Raw genomic sequence first — 14,791 nt, 5'->3', positions numbered from 1 at the left:
CGGGAGCGCGGCCTGCCCGAGGAGGCGCGCATGGAGGAGCAGGCGAGCGGCACGGCCGAGCGCATGCGCCGCGAGAAGGAAGAGAAGCTGGTTCGCCTGCGCGAGCTGGGCCGCGAGCCCTATCCCCACGGCTTCGCGCGCAGCGCGAGCGCGGCCGACTGCATCGCCAATGCCGAGGCCTGGGTCGCCGCGGAGACCGAACTCGCGCTCGCCGGCCGCCTGATGAGCCAGCGCGTGATGGGCAAGACGAGCTTCGGCCACCTGGAGGACAGGAGCGGCAGCCTGCAGCTCTTCCTGCGCCAGGACGAGCTGGGCGAGAGCTACCAGCACTTCGTCAAGTTGATCGAGCCGGGCGACCACCTGGGCGCGCGGGGCAAGCTCTTCGTCACGCGCACGGGCGAGCTGAGCCTGCGCGTCTCGGAGTGGACCCTGCTCGCGAAGGCGATGTTGCCCCTGCCCGAGAAGTACCACGGCCTGACGGACCCCGAGCTGCGCGCGCGCCAGCGCTATCTCGACCTGGCCGCGAACACCCAGGTGCGGCGGCACTTCGAGAAGCGCTCCCGGATCCTGAGTCTGATCCGGCGCTTCTTCGAGGCGCGCGGCTTCCTGGAAGTGGAGACACCCGTGCTGCAGCCGCTCTATGGCGGCGCCACCGCGCGTCCATTCACGACCCTGCACAATGCGCTCGACACGCAGCTCTACCTGCGCATCGCCGACGAGCTCTACCTGAAGCGCCTCATCGTGGGTGGCATGGAGCGCGTGTTCGAGATCGGCAAGATCTTCCGCAACGAGGGGATGGACCGCACGCACAACCCCGAGTTCACGATGCTCGAGGCCTACGCGGCCTACTGGGACTACCGCGACCTGCTGCCGCTCGTGGAGACGCTCTACCACGAGCTCGCCCTGGCGGTCGGCGGGGGCCCGCTGATCCGCTACGGCGAACACGCGATCGACCTGACGCCGCCCTGGCCGCGCCTGGACTACTACGCCGCCCTCGCCGACGCTGCCGGACGCGACCTGCGCGAGCTGCCGGCCGCCGAGCTGGCCGCGCTCGCCGAGGCGAAGGGCGCGGCGGTGGACCCGCGCTGGAGCCGCGGCAAGCTGCTCGACGCCATCGCCGCCCGTCTGGTCGAGCCGGCGCTGATCCAGCCCACCTTCCTCGTCGACCATCCCCAGGAGATCAGCCCGCTGGCCAAGGCCCACCGCGAGAAGCCCGGTCAGGTCGAGCGCTTCGAGCCCTTCATCGCCGGTTTCGAGGTGGGCAACGCCTTCAGCGAGCTCAACGACCCGGCCGAGCAGCGGCGGCGTTTCGAGGCGCAGATGGGCCTGCGCGCGAAGGGCGACGAGGAGGCGCAGGTGCTGGACGAGGACTTCCTGCGCGCCCTGGCGGTCGGCATGCCGCCGACGGCGGGCCTGGGCATCGGCATCGACCGCCTGGTGATGCTGCTCACGGACGCGCACCACATCCGCGAAGTGCTGCTCTTTCCCATGATGCGGCCAGAGGCCCGGGCCGAGGCGCCAGCCGAGGCCAGAGACGGCGATTGATGTCCTTCTCCCTCTGGCTGGCGCTCCAGCACCTCGCGCGCGCGCGCCGGAGCGGCTTCCTGGGGCGCGTCAGCATCCTGGCCGCCTGCGGCGTCGCCGTCGGCGTGGCCACCCTGCTGACGGTCTTCGCCTTCGTGCAGGGATTCCAGACGGAGGTGCTGGCGCTCCTCACGGACATGAATCCGGGGGTCTTCGTGACGGCCACGGAGCGGGGAGCCCTCGACCTCGAGTCGGGCGGCCTCGACTGGATCGCGGCGGCGCCCGGGGTGGCGGGCGCGAGCCCCTTCATCCAGCAAAAGGGCGTGCTGACCAGCGGCGAGGGCAGCGCGCTGCGCCTGCGCGGCATCATCCTGCGCGGCGTCGATCCGGTGCGGGAGCCGGCCGTGACGCGCGTGCTCGCGGCCTGCGACCCGCCCTTCGCGGGCTTCGCCGGTCCCGAGGGTCCCGGGGTGCTGCTCGGCGCCGCGCTGGCGGAGGAGCTGGGCGTGCTGCCGGGGGAGACGGTCACCTTCACCACCCTGCTCGAAGCGAAGGGGACCGAGCGGCGCGCGAGCCACAGCCGCTTCTTCGTGCTGGGCACCGTGCGCACGGGGCTCTACGAGTTCGACCGCCGCTTCGCCTACATCGAGCTGGGCGCGGCCCGGCGCGCCTTTCGCGCCGGGCAGGGCGGGGACGGCCTCGGGCTCCGTCTAGCCAGCGTCGAGGCAGCGCCCGCGGTCGTCGCTCTGCTGCGCGGCCGCCTCTCGCCGACGGCCTGGCAGGTGGCCAGTTGGCAGGATCTCAACGGGGAGATCTTCCGCTGGATCCGCACGATGCGCAGCGTGCTCTTCCTCGCGCTCAGCTTGATCATCCTCGTCGCGGGCTTCAACATCGCCGGCTCGATGACGATCATCGTCACCGAGCGGAGCCGGGAGATCGGCCTCCTGCTGGCGCTGGGGGCGAGCCGCGCCACCGTGCTGGCCGTCTACCTGCTGGAGGGCTGGTTGCTCGGGCTGGTCGGGGTCCTCGCGGGTGGCCTGCTCGGCGCCGGCCTCATCGCCTGGTTCTCGGCGCATCCCCTGCCCCTGCCGGGGGAGGTCTACTTCATCGATCACCTGCCGGCGCGTTTGACCCCGGCGCTCGTGCTGAGCATCGCGGGGGCTGCGGTGCTGGTGGCCTTCTTCGCGCTCGTCCTGCCGGGACTGGAGGCCCTGCGGCGCCGGCCGCTGGACTCGCTCCAGGGGGAAGGGGGGATCCGTGCCTGAACTGCTCCGCGCCGAGGGCCTGGCCCGCAGCTTCGTGACGGCGCACCGCCGCGTGGAGGTCCTGCGCGACTGCAGCCTGAGCCTCGCGGCCGGCGAGACCCTCGCGATCCAGGGCACGAGCGGCAGCGGCAAGAGCACGCTGCTGCACATCCTGGGCACGCTCGACCGGCCGGATGCCGGTCGCCTCTCCTTCGCCGGTCGCGATCTCCTGAGCGCCAGCGCGAGGGCCGCGAGCGACTTCCGCCGGCGCGAACTGGGCTTCATCTTCCAGTTCCACCATCTGCTGCCCGAGTTCTCGGCGCTGGAGAACGTCGCGCTGCCCGCCCTGATCGGCGGCGCGCGCCGGGCTGCGGCCAGCGCGCGAGCGAGCGAGCTGCTGGCCCAGGTCGGGCTCGGCGCCCGCAGCGAGCACCGCCCCGGCGAGCTCTCTGGCGGCGAGCAGCAGCGCGTGGCCGTCGCCCGCGCCCTGATCGCGCGCCCGCGACTCGTCCTCGCCGACGAGCCGACCGGCAATCTCGACGCCGGTACCGGCCTGGAAGTGGCCACACTGCTCTTCGCATTGTGCGCAGAGGCGGGTGCGGGCCTGCTGCTCGTCACGCACGACCAAGCGCTGGCGCTGCGCGCGGCGCGCCGCCTGCGTCTCGCGGACGGACGCCTCAGCCCGGACTAGGGGCTCTGGCCGCCGCTGGCCGCCTTGCCTATATTGCCGGCGGAGGTGCGTGTCGATGCGCGAGATCTGCGAGGGCTGCGGCGCGCGAGAGGCGAGCCTGCGCTTCACGGAGGTCGATGGCCGCGGCCGGCGCTCGGCGCTCCTGTGCGCCGACTGCGGCATCGCGCGCGGCGTCCCGAGCGCAGAGCTGCGCGGCGAGCGCCTGGACACGCGTGCCCTCTGGAGCGAGATCGTCCGGCGCTTGGCCGACGATCGGCAGGCGGACGAGGCGCTCGCCTGCCCCGACTGCGGCCTCACCTTCGCCGACTTCGAAGCGAGCCGCCGCCTCGGCTGCCCCCGCTGCTACCAGACCTTCATGGGGGACATGACCCGCCTGCTGCGCGAGTATCACGGTGGCGATTCGCACCGGGGCAAGATGCCCCGCAACTTCGGCCGGCGGATCGACCTCCGACGGCGCATCGTCGGTGTCAAGGAGCGCATCCAGCTGGCGGTCGGCGAGGAGCGCTTCGAGGAGGCGGCCCGCCTGCGCGACGAGATGCGCGACCTCGAGCAGGCGCTCGCCCGGCTGGCGGAGGGCGGCGAATGAGCGCCGGCCTGGAGGGCACCCTCCAGCAGCTGGTCGCCGGCGAGCCGGCCCGGCGCCATCCCGCCGTGCTCGGCGGCTTCTGCGTGCTCCGGCGCAACCTGCGCGAGCGCTTCCCCGACCAGCTCGGCCGCAGCGAGCGGGAGCTGCTGCGCGCCCGCCTCTTCGCGGCCCTGGCCGAGCTCGAGCCCTGTCGCGACGCGCGCTTCCTGGACGCCGAGGCGCTCAGCGCCACCGAGGCGGACTGCCTGGCCGAGCTGCGCCTCCTGCCGCGCCGGGCGCAGGGGAACGGCGACCGCCGGGGACTCGTGCTGCTCGCCGATCCCCGGCTCAGCGTGCGCGTCGGCGATGGCGACCACCTGTTGCTCCAGAGCCGGCGGGAAGGCTGGCAGCCCGAGGCGCTCTGGGCCGAGCTGGACAGCCTGGACACGGCGCTCGAGGAGCGGCTGGAGCTGGCCTTCTCGGAGGAATTCGGCTACCTGACCGCTTCGCCCGAGCGCGCGGGTACCGGCCTCGAGTGCCGGGCCTTGCTCCACCTGCCGGTCCTCGCGCTGCAGCGGGAGCTGCCGCGGCTCCTGCGCGGATTGGCAGCCCTGCACTGCGACACCCGCTTGAGGGGCGATGGGGAAGGACCGGGAACCCTGCTCGAGCTGCGGAACGGACGGACCCTCGGCGAGAGCGAAAGCGAGCTGCTGGACGGGGTGGGCGAGCTCGTCCTGAAGCTGGGGGAATTCGAGGCAAGAGCCCGTGATAGAATGATTTCCGAGGCACGGAGCTTGCTCGAGGACAGGGTCTGGACCGCCTATGGGCGGCTCCGCTACGGGCGGCGCCTGAGCGCCGAATCCGCCGGGGAACTGCTGGGTGCCCTGCGCCTGGGCTGCCTGGCCGGGATCATCCCCGGCATCGACTATCAAACGGTTCAGGGCGTCTGGGCCGCGGTGGGCGACGGGGTCCTGCAGCTCAGCGCCGGCGAGAGCCTGGGGCGGGAGGCGCGCGAGGAGCGCCGGGCCGCGTGGCTGCGCGGCTGGTTGATCGATCGCGAACAGGCCGAGCGGAAAGGATAGGTGGCAATGAACGACCGGTTCACCGAGCGGGTCCGCAAGGTGCTCTTCCTCGCCCGGGACGAGGCCAGCCGCCTCCAGCACGAGTACATCGGCACGGAGCACCTGCTGCTGGGCATCGTCCGCGAGGGCGAGGGCATCGCGGCGAAGGTGCTCAAGAAGATGGGCCTGGACTTCGAGCAGATCCGCCTCGCCGTGGAGAAGCTGGTCGCCGCGACCGGCGGTACGGTGACGATCGGCGAGATCCCCTTCACCCCGCGCGCCAAGACCGTGCTGGAGCTGTCCGTCGAAGAGGCGCGCTTGCTCGGCCACAACTACGTCGGCACCGAGCACCTGCTGCTCGGCCTCATTCGCGAGGGCGAGGGTGTCGCCGCCCGCGTGCTGCTGGACCTGGGCGCCGACCGCAAGAAGGTGCGCGAGGAGATCCTCAAGCTGCTCGGCGCCAGCGGCGGCCAGCGCAAGAGCCCGCGCCGCGAGAAGAGCGAGACGCCCGCGCTCGATCAGTTCGGGCGCGACCTGACGCAATACGCCGCCGAAGGCAAGCTGGACCCGGTGATCGGCCGCGACAAGGAGATCGAGCGCGTCATCCAGGTGCTCTGCCGCCGCAAGAAGAACAACCCCGTGCTCATCGGCGAGCCCGGCGTCGGCAAGACGGCCATCGCCGAAGGGCTGGCGCAGCACATCGTCGAGAACAAGGTGCCCAAGATCCTCAAGGACAAGCGCATCTGCACGCTCGACCTGGCGAGCGTGGTCGCCGGCACCAAGTACCGCGGCCAGTTCGAGGAGCGGCTCAAGAGCGTGATCAACGAGATCCGCGAATCGAGCGACGTCATCATCTTCATCGACGAACTGCACACGATCGTCGGCGCGGGCGGCGCCGAGGGCGCCATCGACGCCTCGAACATGCTCAAGCCGGCCCTCGCCCGGGGCGAGATGCAGTGCATCGGCGCCACGACGCTCGACGAGTACCGCAAGCACATCGAGAAGGACGGCGCGCTGGAGCGCCGCTTCCAGATGGTCCTCGTCAATCCGCCCTCGGAGGACGAGACGATCGCGATCATTCGCGGGCTGCGCGACAAGTACGAAGCCCACCACAAGGCCACCTTCACGGACGAGGCGATCGTGCAGTCCGTGCGACTCGCTCAGCGCTACATCAACAACCGCTTCCTGCCGGACAAGGCCTTCGACGTCATCGACGAGGCCGGCGCCCGGGCGCGCCTGGCCGTGAGCGCCATCCCCAAGGAGTTGGTGGAGATGGAGCGCCAGGTCGAGCGGCTCGAGCAGGAGAAGGAGAGCGCCATCCAGAGCCAGGAGTTCGAGAGCGCCGCTCGCCTGCGCGACAAGGAGAAGGAGCTGCGCGCCCGCCTCGAGAGCCTGCGCATCGAGGTCGAGGAGAACGTCAGCGAGGAGCGGGCGGTCGTCGATGTCGAGGACATCTGCAAGGTGATCAGCGAGATGACGGGGATTCCCGTCACCAGCGTCGAGGAGCGCGAGGGCGAGAAGCTGCTGCGCATGGAGGAGGTGCTCGCCGAGCGCGTGGTCGGCCAGGCGGAGGCGGTGGCCGCGATCGCGACGGCGATCCGCCGCAACCGGGCCGGCCTGCGCGATCCGCGGCGGCCGATCGGCTCCTTCCTCTTCCTCGGCCCGACGGGCGTCGGCAAGACGCATCTCGCCCGCCAGCTCGCGCGCTTCCTCTTCGACTCGGAGGATCAGCTCCTGCGCATCGACATGTCCGAGTACATGGAGAAGTTCGCGGTCAGTCGCCTGATCGGCGCGCCGCCCGGCTACGTCGGCTACGACGAGGGCGGCTACCTCACCGAGAAGGTGCGCCGCAAGCCCTACTCGGTGATCCTGCTCGACGAGATCGAGAAGGCGCACCCGGACGTCTTCAACATCCTCTTGCAGATCCTCGAGGACGGTCAGCTCACGGACAGCTTCGGCCGCACGGTGGACTTCAAGAACACCGTCGTCCTGATGACGAGCAACCTCGGCGTGCGCCAGCTCAAGGAGAGCAAGACGATGGGCTTCCTCTCGCTGCGCAGCGACGTGGGCGAGCACCAGGACATGGCGCGCAAGATCATGGAGGAGGTCAAGCGGGTCCTCAGCCCCGAGTTCCTCAACCGCATCGACGACATGGTCGTCTTCCACAGCCTCGGCCGGCCGGAGATGAGCCGCATCCTCGAGATCCTGGTCGGGGACCTGCAGGCACGCCTCGCCGAGCAGGGCTTCAGCTTCCTGCTCGACGACGCGGCGAAGGATCTGCTGATCGACCGCGGTTTCGACCCCAGCCTCGGCGCGCGACCCCTGCGGCGGGCGCTGCAGCGCTATCTGGAGAACCCGCTCGCCGAGCAGATCCTCTCCGGCAAGCTGCGCCGCAACCGGCCGGTAGTCGTCGGCGTTCTCGAAGGGGAACTGCGTTTCTCGCAGGGGGATGCGAAAGGCGGTCGGCCGCAGCCGGCGCCCGCGGACCCGGCGCCCACGCGCGCCGACTGAGGCGAAAGCGCTTTACAAGGTCTTGCCCATCTTCTAGATTCTCTCCGAGTTACGGCTCCTGCGGGAGCCGTTTTTTTGGGTTTCCTCCCTCGCGCGTACGGGTGACGATGCTGCGACGAGTCATGGCGCTCCGCCTGCTCCTCTTCACGGCGGCGCTCGCGCTGGGGTCGAGCCCGGCCTGGGGGCAGCGGTTCACCGTCGACTCGCTGCGCGTCAGCGGCGAGCGCAGCGTTCCCGCCGAGCGGATCGCCCTCGAGTTCGGAGTGGCGAAGGGCGACACCCTCGAACGGGAGGCGCTGGCCGAGGCCGTCCGCCGACTGCAGCGCAGCCGGCGTTTCGCGCAGATCGAGGTGCTCGCCACGCCCGCCGGGCCCGGGGGTGCGTGGCTGGAGTTGCGCGTCCGGGAGCACCCGCGGGTCACGGCCCTGCGCTGGGAGGGCCTGGACCACGTCGAGCAGAAGGACCTCGAAGGGGCGATCCGCCTCACCCAGGGCAGCTACCTGCGGCCCTACCTGCTCGAGGAGGCGAAGACCGCCATCCTCGCCCACTGCCAGGAGAAGGGCTACCACGCCGCGGCAGTCGTCGGCGCGGTGACGGAGAGCGATGGCGCCGCCACCGTGACCTTCACGCTCAGCGAGGGCGAGAAGACGAAGCTCAGCGACCTCCGCTTCGAAGGCAACCGCTACTTCTCCGCCGGCGATCTGCGGGATGTCGTCGGCAGCAAGCCCAAGCGACTCTTCATCCCCTGGAGTTGGGGGAACGCGAACGCCTACCAGCCGGACAGCATCGCCGTCGATGTCGCCCGGCTGACCGAGGCCTACAACCAGGCGGGCTTCCTGGATGCGAAGGTGGTGGAGACGCGGCGCGAGTTCACGCCGAAGAAGGACGACGTCACGATCACCTATCGCATCGAGGAAGGCGAGCGCTACCGCTTCGGCGACCTGCGCTGGCGCGGCAACAGCGCCCTCGGCGACTCGGCGCTCGCTGCCGTCCTGCCCTTCCAGGCGGGCAGCCCCTTCGACGGCTGGGCGCTCGACCGCGCCGTCGCCGGCATCTCGGCCGCCCTCTACGACCAGGGCTACCTCTACAACCAGGTGCGCCCCCAGCGGCAGTTGCAGGAGCTGCGCGTCGACCTCACCCTCGAGATCGTCGAAGGGCCGCTGGCGCGCGTGCGGGAGATCGTCGTCGCCGGTAACGACCGCACGCTGGACAAGGTGATCCGGCGCGAGATCAAGATCTTCCCGGGCGATCTCTTCAGCCGCGAGAAGGTGATCCGCAGCCATCGGGACATCTTCATGCTGCGCTTCTTCGACGACGTCCAGTTCGAGCCGCGCAGCGACCCGGCGACCGGCGAGGTGGACCTGGTCTACAAGGTGGTCGAGCGCTCGACGGGCAATTTCGGCGCCGGCATCACCTACAGCGAGGCGACCAGCGTGACGGGCTTCGTGCAGGTGGGCGCCGACAACTTCCGCGGCCGCGGCCAGCAGATCAGCTTCCAGTGGGAGTTCGGCAGTCGGGTGAACCTGTTCAACGTCGGTTTCACGGAGCCCTGGTTCCGCGACCGGCCGATCACCCTGAGCGGCAACGTCTACCGCAGCCGCAGCGAGCTCTACCGCGACTACTACAAGAACGAGAAGCTGGGTTTCTCGCTGGGCGCGGGGCGGCCCTTCCCCTGGCTGGAGTATTCGCGGATGAGCGCGACCTACCGGTTGGAGAGCATTCGCCTCTTCGACTTCAGCCCGGCCTACCTCGATGCCGGCGGCCCGCTGGCCGCGCGCGACTGGCCCGAGGTCGAGAGCAGCATGACCTTCAGCTTCTGGCGGGACTCCACCGACAGCCCCTTCCTGCCGCGCCTGGGCACGCGCTCTCGCTTCAGCGCCCAGTACGCGGGGGGCGTCCTGGGCGGCAACCTCGACTACCAGCGCTACCTCGTGAACTACACCTGGTACCAGCGCGCCCTGGGCCCCCTCGTCCTGCGCTTCCACCAGACCCTGGGCCTCGTGGACGGCCTCGAGCACCCGGGCCAGGTGCCCGATCAGGAGCGCTTCCGCCTGGGCGGCAACCGCACGAATCCCCTGCGCGGATACGAGGACTCCTCGGTGGTGCCCTACGGCAACAGCGCCTTCCTCGGCGGCCGGGCGATGACGACGGGCACCGTCGAGCTGGTGCTCGGCGTGGGCAACAACGTCCAGATCGTGGCGCCCTTCTTCGACTTCGGCGGCACCTGGAATTCGCTGGCCGAGGCCGATTTCACGACGCTGAAGCGCTCGCTGGGCTTCGGCGCCCGCGTCGAGATACCGCTGATGGGGGTGCTCGGCTTCGACTGGGGCTACCCGGGGGATCCGGCGGCCGGCGAGGACCGCGGCCGCTTCCACTTCAAGATGGGAACCGATTTCTAGGGAGGGCAACCGCCATGCGCCGTCTGTCCGCGCTCTGCCTCGCCTGCCTCCTGGCCGCCCTGCCGGGCGCCGCCCGGAGCGCCGATCTCAAGGTGGGCGTCCTGGACGTCCAGGGCCTGTTCCAGAACTACGAGGGCTACGCCGAGGCACTGAAGATCTTCAACAAGGACCTCGAGGCCTGGCAGGCTCAGAAGAAGCAGATGCTCGACGAGCTGCTCGCCGCGCGCGAGAACTTCTCCGTGCAGCGTCTGATGATGACGCCCGAGACCCAGCAGGAGCGCCAGGCGGAGATCGCCCAGATGGAGGGCGAACTCTACCAGTTCGAGCAGGAGAAGTTCGGCCCGGAGGGCGAGGCGGCCCGGCGCAACATGGAGCTGAGCGAGCCGATCTACGAGAAGATCCGCCAGGCGGTCAAGCAGATCGCCGAGGAGGACGGCTACGATCTGGTCTTCGACGTCAACGGTGTGCTAGTGTACTGGCGCCCCGAGATCAGTCTGGACGCCCGGGTCGCCGCGGTCATCAATGCCAAAGGCTGACGCCCGGAGGAGGGCGGTCTTGACCTACGAGCCCAGGGGAGCCGACAGTGCCCGCCGTCTCAGCCTGCGCGCCATCGCCGAGGCCCTCGGCGGGGACTGCGAGGGCGATCCCGATCTGCTCATCACCGGGATCGCGGGCATTCGCGAGGCCGAGCCGGGGCAGATCAGCTTCCTCGCCAACGGCCGCTATCTGGGCTACGTCAAGGCCACCCAGGCGAGTGCGCTCATCGTCGGGCGCCAGACCGAGGTGAACGGCCTGCCGGCCGTGCGCGTGGACGATCCCTACCTCTGCTTCCTGAAGGCGATCCAGCTCTTCTCGCAACCCCTGCGGGGCACCTTCCCACCCGGCGTCAGCGACCTGGCGCGCGTGGCGGCCAGCGCACGCCTGGGGGCGGGCTGTCACGTGGGCGACTTCGTCCACATCGGCGAGGACTGCGTGATCGGCGAGCGCGTCGTGCTGATGCCGGGCGCCGTCGTGCTCGCCCGCGTGGCGATCGGCGAGGACAGTCTCATCTTCCCGAACGTCACCGTTCGCGAGGACAGCCAGCTCGGCCGTCGCGTGATCGTGCACGCCGGGGCCGTGGTCGGCTCCGACGGCTTCGGCTACGCCTGGGACGGCACGGCGCACCGGAAGATCCCGCAGATCGGCCGGGTCGAGATCGGCGACGACGTCGAGCTGGGCGCCAACGTCTGCATCGATCGCGCGACCACCGGCGTCACGCGCATCGAGGCGGGCTGCAAGATCGACAACCTCGTGCAGATCGCGCACAACGTGCGCATCGGCCGCAACAGCATCGTCGTCGCCCAGGTCGGCATCTCGGGCAGCACGCGGGTGGGCGAGAACGTCAAGATCGCCGGGCAGGCGGGCATCATCGGCCACATCGAGATCGGCGATCGCGCCCAGGTCGGCGAAAAGGCGGGCGTCACGAAGTCGGTCGAGGCGGGCACGGCCGTCTCCGGCTATCCGGCGCGCCCGCACGACCAGGCGATGCGGTTGCAGGCGGTCCTGGCCCGCCTGCCGGAGCTCGCGCGCCGCGTGCGCGAGCTGGAAGAAGAGCTCGGGCGCCTCCGCGCGGAGCTCGCCGAGCGACGGGAGCCGCGGCCTTGATCCGCCAGCAGCGCACGCTCGCCCGCGAGCTCGTCTACGCCGGCATCGGACTGCACACCGGCAACCCCGTGCGCATGCGCTTCCTGCCGGCGCCGCCGAACACCGGCATCGTCTTCCGGCGCATCGACCTGGCGCCGCCCGTCGAGTTCCCCGTGCACGTCGACTTCTCGCCGGCCGTGAGCGAGGCCTTCCGCAACACAACGCTGACGCGCGACGGGCACAGCATCCACACGGTGGAACACGTGCTCGCCACGCTGACCGGTCTGGGCGTCGACAACGTGATCGTCGAGCTCGACAGCAACGAGCCGGCCGAGCCGCCGACCGGCAGCTGCGAGGACTACGTGCGCCGGATCAAGGAGGCGGGCATCGTCGGCCAGGGCGCGCCGGTCCGCTACTTCGAGGTCAAGCAGCCGATCAGCCTGGTGGAGAACGAGATCGAGCTGCTCGCGCTGCCCTATGACGGTTTTCGCATCAGCTTCACGATCAAGTACGACGAGCCGGTGCTGGGCACCCAGTACGCCTCCTTCGATATCACGCCCCAGATCTTCGAGGAGGAGCTCGCCGCTGCGCGCACCTTCGTGCTCTGGGACGACGTCGAGCGCCTGCGCGCCCAGGGTCTGATCAAGGGTGGCACGATGGACAACGCCATCGTCGTCGGCGCGCAGGGGATCATGAACGAGACCCCCTTGCGCTTCCCCAACGAGTTCGTCCGCCACAAGATCCTCGATCTCCTGGGCGACCTCACGCTCGTCGGGCAGCCGATCAAGGGGCACATCATCAGCCACCGCAGCGGGCACATGTCCAACGGCAAGTTCGCCCGCCTGCTCGCGAGCGCGGCGGCGCGGGCCGACCGCACCTACATCGGCGACGCCCCGCTGGCGTGGAACATCCGCGACATCATGCGGATCATGCCGCACCGCTACCCGTTCCTGCTCGTCGACCGCCTGGTCGAGATGGTCGATGGGGAGCGGGTGGTCGGCATCAAGAACGTCACGATCAACGAACCCTTCTTCAACGGCCACTTCCCCGACCATCCGATCTTCCCGGCGGTCCTGATCCTGGAGGCGATGGCGCAGACGGGCGGCATCCTGCTGCTGTCGACGGTGGACAATCCCACCGGCAAGCTCGTGTACTTCCTCGGCATCGACGGCGCGCGCTTCCGGCGCCCGGTGCTGCCGGGGGACCAGCTGCGCTTCGAGTTGACGATGCTGCGGCTGCGCAAGAGCGGCTGCAAGATGCGCGGCGAGGCCTTCGTGGATGGCCAGCTCGTCGCGGAGGCGGAACTGATGGCCCAGGTCATCCCCCGGTGAAGTGAAGGCGGCCCTGAGCATGAGCAAACGCATCAGCGAGAGCAGCGGCCAGGGCGGCGCGATCCACCCCAGTGCCATCGTCGAGGCGGGCGCACGCCTGGGCGCGGGCGTCAGCGTCGGGCCGTTCAGCATCATCCTGGCCGGCGCCGAGATCGGCGACGGCTGCGAGATCGGCAGCCACGTGCGGATCGAAGCCAGCGTGCGCCTCGGGCCGAACTGCCGCGTCTTCCAGGGCGCCGTCCTCGGCAGCCCGCCCCAGGATCTCAAGTTCCGCGGCGAGGCGACCCGCCTCGTCATCGGCGAGGGCTGCGTGATCCGCGAGTACGCCACGCTGAACCCGGGCACGGGCGCGGGCAGCGAGACGCAGGTCGGGGTCGGTTGCCTGCTGATGGCCTACACCCACGTCGCTCACAACTGCCGCCTGGGCGACCACGTGATCCTCGCCAACAGCGTCAATCTCGCCGGGCACGTCAGCGTCGAGGATTACGCGAGCGTGGGCGGCGTGACGCCCGTGCACCAGTTCGTGCGCATCGGCGCCCACGCCTTCGTCGGCGGCGGCAGCCGTGTCGCCCAGGACGTGCCGCCCTTCCTGCGCGGCGCCGGCAACCCGCTCGTCATCACGGGGCCGAACAGCGTCGGCCTCCAGCGGCGCGGTTTCAGCGCCGAGAGCATCCGCGCCCTGCACCGCGCGCACCGCCTGCTCTACCGGGGCGGCCTCAACACCAGTCAGGCACTCGCGCGCCTGGAGGCCGAACTCGGGGCCGTGGCCGAGGTGCGGCAACTGATCGACTTCGTGCGGGCCAGCGCGCGCGGCATCGTCAAGTAGGGCGGCGGCCGCCGCTCTCTCCTAAGCTCCCAGCAAGGCGGGCGCGGTCGGCGTCGCGCCGTTCCAGCGCGCGAAGGCAGCGGCGAGGGCTGCGGCTTCGCCGGCGAGGCGGGCGGGGGCGTAGTCGCCCGGCGCGTAGAGCAGGGCCAGTCCGCGGGTGGTGGTCTCGGCGATGGCGCTGCGGGCGGAGTCCGAGCTGGGCGAACCGAAGGCGCCCTCGCCGTCGGCGAGGCAGAGACGGCCGCCGACGTTGACGGGCGCCTTGCGGATGCCGGGGAACTGCTCGCCCGGGCGGCCCAGGCGCAGTTCGACGTCGCCGGCGATGCGGTCCCGGTCGTAGAGGCCCAGCGGCAGCCCGTGCGCCAGCGAGAAGAGATTGCCGGTGTCGACGACGGGGTCGAGGCGATAGAGCGCCTTGCCCAGGAGCAGGCGGCGCAGCAGCGCCTCGCTGGAGGGGCGGTGCCGGGTGGGATCCAGTCCCGTCGCCTTGTAGAGGACCCGCGCCGGGGCGAAGAGGGGGATCTCGGCGGGGCTGAAGCCGCCGTAGGCGGCGCAGAGGCGGGCGGTCTCGCGCGCCACCTCGGCCCGGAAGTCGGGGTGCTCGCGGTGATGCAGGCCGTCGAGCTCGAACCAGACCGCCACGACGCGGCCGCGCAGCTCAGCCGCCATGCTCACGCGCATCGGGGGCCTCCTCGCCGCGGCGCAGGCCGCAGTTGCGGCGGCTGCGCGGGGCGACTAAGATCCGCCGGTCGGCAAGGGAGGTCAAGGTGAAAGTCGGCGTGGTGGGCTGCGGCCATCTGGGCGCGCTGCACGCGCGCATCTACGGCGAGCTGCCGGGCGTCGAGCTGGTCGGCGTGCACGACAGCGACCCGGCGGCAGCGGCCCGCTGCGCGGAGCGCCTGGGCTGCCGGGTCTGGCCGACGCTGGGGGCGCTGGCCGAGGCCGCCGAGGCGCTCAGCGTCTGCGCGCCGACCCCGGCGCACCGCGCGGTCGCGCTGCCCGCCCTGGCGGCCGGT

13 protein-coding genes are annotated in these 14,791 nt (G+C 70.8%); 12 read left to right on the top strand and 1 reads right to left on the bottom strand.

What is annotated here, in order from left to right; genetic code table 11:
* Positions 1-30: 30 nt before the first annotated feature.
* The 11 genes from lysS to lpxA all read left to right on the top strand — a co-directional run bounded on the left by lysS (position 31) and on the right by lpxA (position 13,775).
* The gene (gene lysS / locus FJ251_07370; GenBank protein ID MBM4117555.1) at positions 31-1,545 is read left to right on the top strand and encodes a lysine--tRNA ligase; all 1,515 of its coding nucleotides are present in this window, start codon (positions 31-33) and stop codon (positions 1,543-1,545) included.
* A complete protein-coding gene (locus tag FJ251_07365) occupies positions 1,545-2,789 on the top strand; it encodes an ABC transporter permease (GenBank protein MBM4117554.1) in 1,245 nt (414 codons plus the stop codon). Before lysS ends, FJ251_07365 begins: the two co-directional genes overlap by 1 nt.
* Positions 2,782-3,459 carry an ABC transporter ATP-binding protein gene (locus FJ251_07360; GenBank protein MBM4117553.1) on the top strand — a complete coding sequence of 226 codons (678 nt, stop codon included), beginning with the start codon at positions 2,782-2,784 and terminating at the stop codon, positions 3,457-3,459. Before FJ251_07365 ends, FJ251_07360 begins: the two co-directional genes overlap by 8 nt.
* 55 nt (positions 3,460-3,514) lie before the next feature.
* Positions 3,515-4,045, top strand: a complete 531-nt coding sequence (locus tag FJ251_07355) for a hypothetical protein (protein ID MBM4117552.1) — start codon at positions 3,515-3,517, stop codon at positions 4,043-4,045.
* Positions 4,042-5,106: a hypothetical protein gene (locus FJ251_07350; GenBank protein MBM4117551.1), complete on the top strand. Its 1,065-nt coding sequence runs from the start codon at positions 4,042-4,044 to the stop codon at positions 5,104-5,106. Before FJ251_07355 ends, FJ251_07350 begins: the two co-directional genes overlap by 4 nt.
* Before the next feature lie 6 nt (positions 5,107-5,112).
* On the top strand, positions 5,113-7,596 hold the full coding sequence (locus FJ251_07345) for an ATP-dependent Clp protease ATP-binding subunit (GenBank protein ID MBM4117550.1): 2,484 nt from the start codon (positions 5,113-5,115) through the stop codon (positions 7,594-7,596).
* A gap of 107 nt (positions 7,597-7,703) precedes the next feature.
* Positions 7,704-9,995: an outer membrane protein assembly factor BamA gene (gene bamA / locus FJ251_07340; protein ID MBM4117549.1), complete on the top strand. Its 2,292-nt coding sequence runs from the start codon at positions 7,704-7,706 to the stop codon at positions 9,993-9,995.
* 14 nt (positions 9,996-10,009) lie between these two features.
* A complete protein-coding gene (locus FJ251_07335; GenBank protein MBM4117548.1) occupies positions 10,010-10,531 on the top strand; it encodes an OmpH family outer membrane protein in 522 nt (173 codons plus the stop codon).
* The gene (gene lpxD, locus FJ251_07330; protein ID MBM4117547.1) at positions 10,518-11,639 is read left to right on the top strand and encodes a UDP-3-O-(3-hydroxymyristoyl)glucosamine N-acyltransferase; all 1,122 of its coding nucleotides are present in this window, start codon (positions 10,518-10,520) and stop codon (positions 11,637-11,639) included. Before FJ251_07335 ends, lpxD begins: the two co-directional genes overlap by 14 nt.
* The gene (locus tag FJ251_07325) at positions 11,636-12,949 is read left to right on the top strand and encodes a bifunctional UDP-3-O-[3-hydroxymyristoyl] N-acetylglucosamine deacetylase/3-hydroxyacyl-ACP dehydratase (protein ID MBM4117546.1); all 1,314 of its coding nucleotides are present in this window, start codon (positions 11,636-11,638) and stop codon (positions 12,947-12,949) included. Before lpxD ends, FJ251_07325 begins: the two co-directional genes overlap by 4 nt.
* A 19-nt stretch (positions 12,950-12,968) precedes the next feature.
* The gene (gene lpxA, locus FJ251_07320; GenBank protein ID MBM4117545.1) at positions 12,969-13,775 is read left to right on the top strand and encodes an acyl-ACP--UDP-N-acetylglucosamine O-acyltransferase; all 807 of its coding nucleotides are present in this window, start codon (positions 12,969-12,971) and stop codon (positions 13,773-13,775) included.
* A gap of 21 nt (positions 13,776-13,796) precedes the next feature.
* Here the strand turns inward: lpxA and FJ251_07315 are convergent, their stop codons facing one another.
* Positions 13,797-14,456 carry a hypothetical protein gene (locus FJ251_07315; GenBank protein ID MBM4117544.1) on the bottom strand — a complete coding sequence of 220 codons (660 nt, stop codon included), beginning with the start codon at positions 14,454-14,456 and terminating at the stop codon, positions 13,797-13,799.
* A gap of 32 nt (positions 14,457-14,488) precedes the next feature.
* On the opposite strand from FJ251_07315, the gene FJ251_07310 reads away from it, so the two are divergent.
* Positions 14,489-14,791: gfo/Idh/MocA family oxidoreductase (locus FJ251_07310; protein MBM4117543.1), on the top strand; the 303-nt coding region annotated here is incomplete at its 3' end.

The sequence above is a fragment of the bacterium genome (genome assembly GCA_016873475.1).
Taxonomy (GTDB): Bacteria; Krumholzibacteriota; Krumholzibacteriia; order JACNKJ01; family JACNKJ01; genus VGXI01.
Note: the sequence above shows the minus strand (reverse complement) of the source record. Positions and strands in the feature narration are given on the sequence as shown.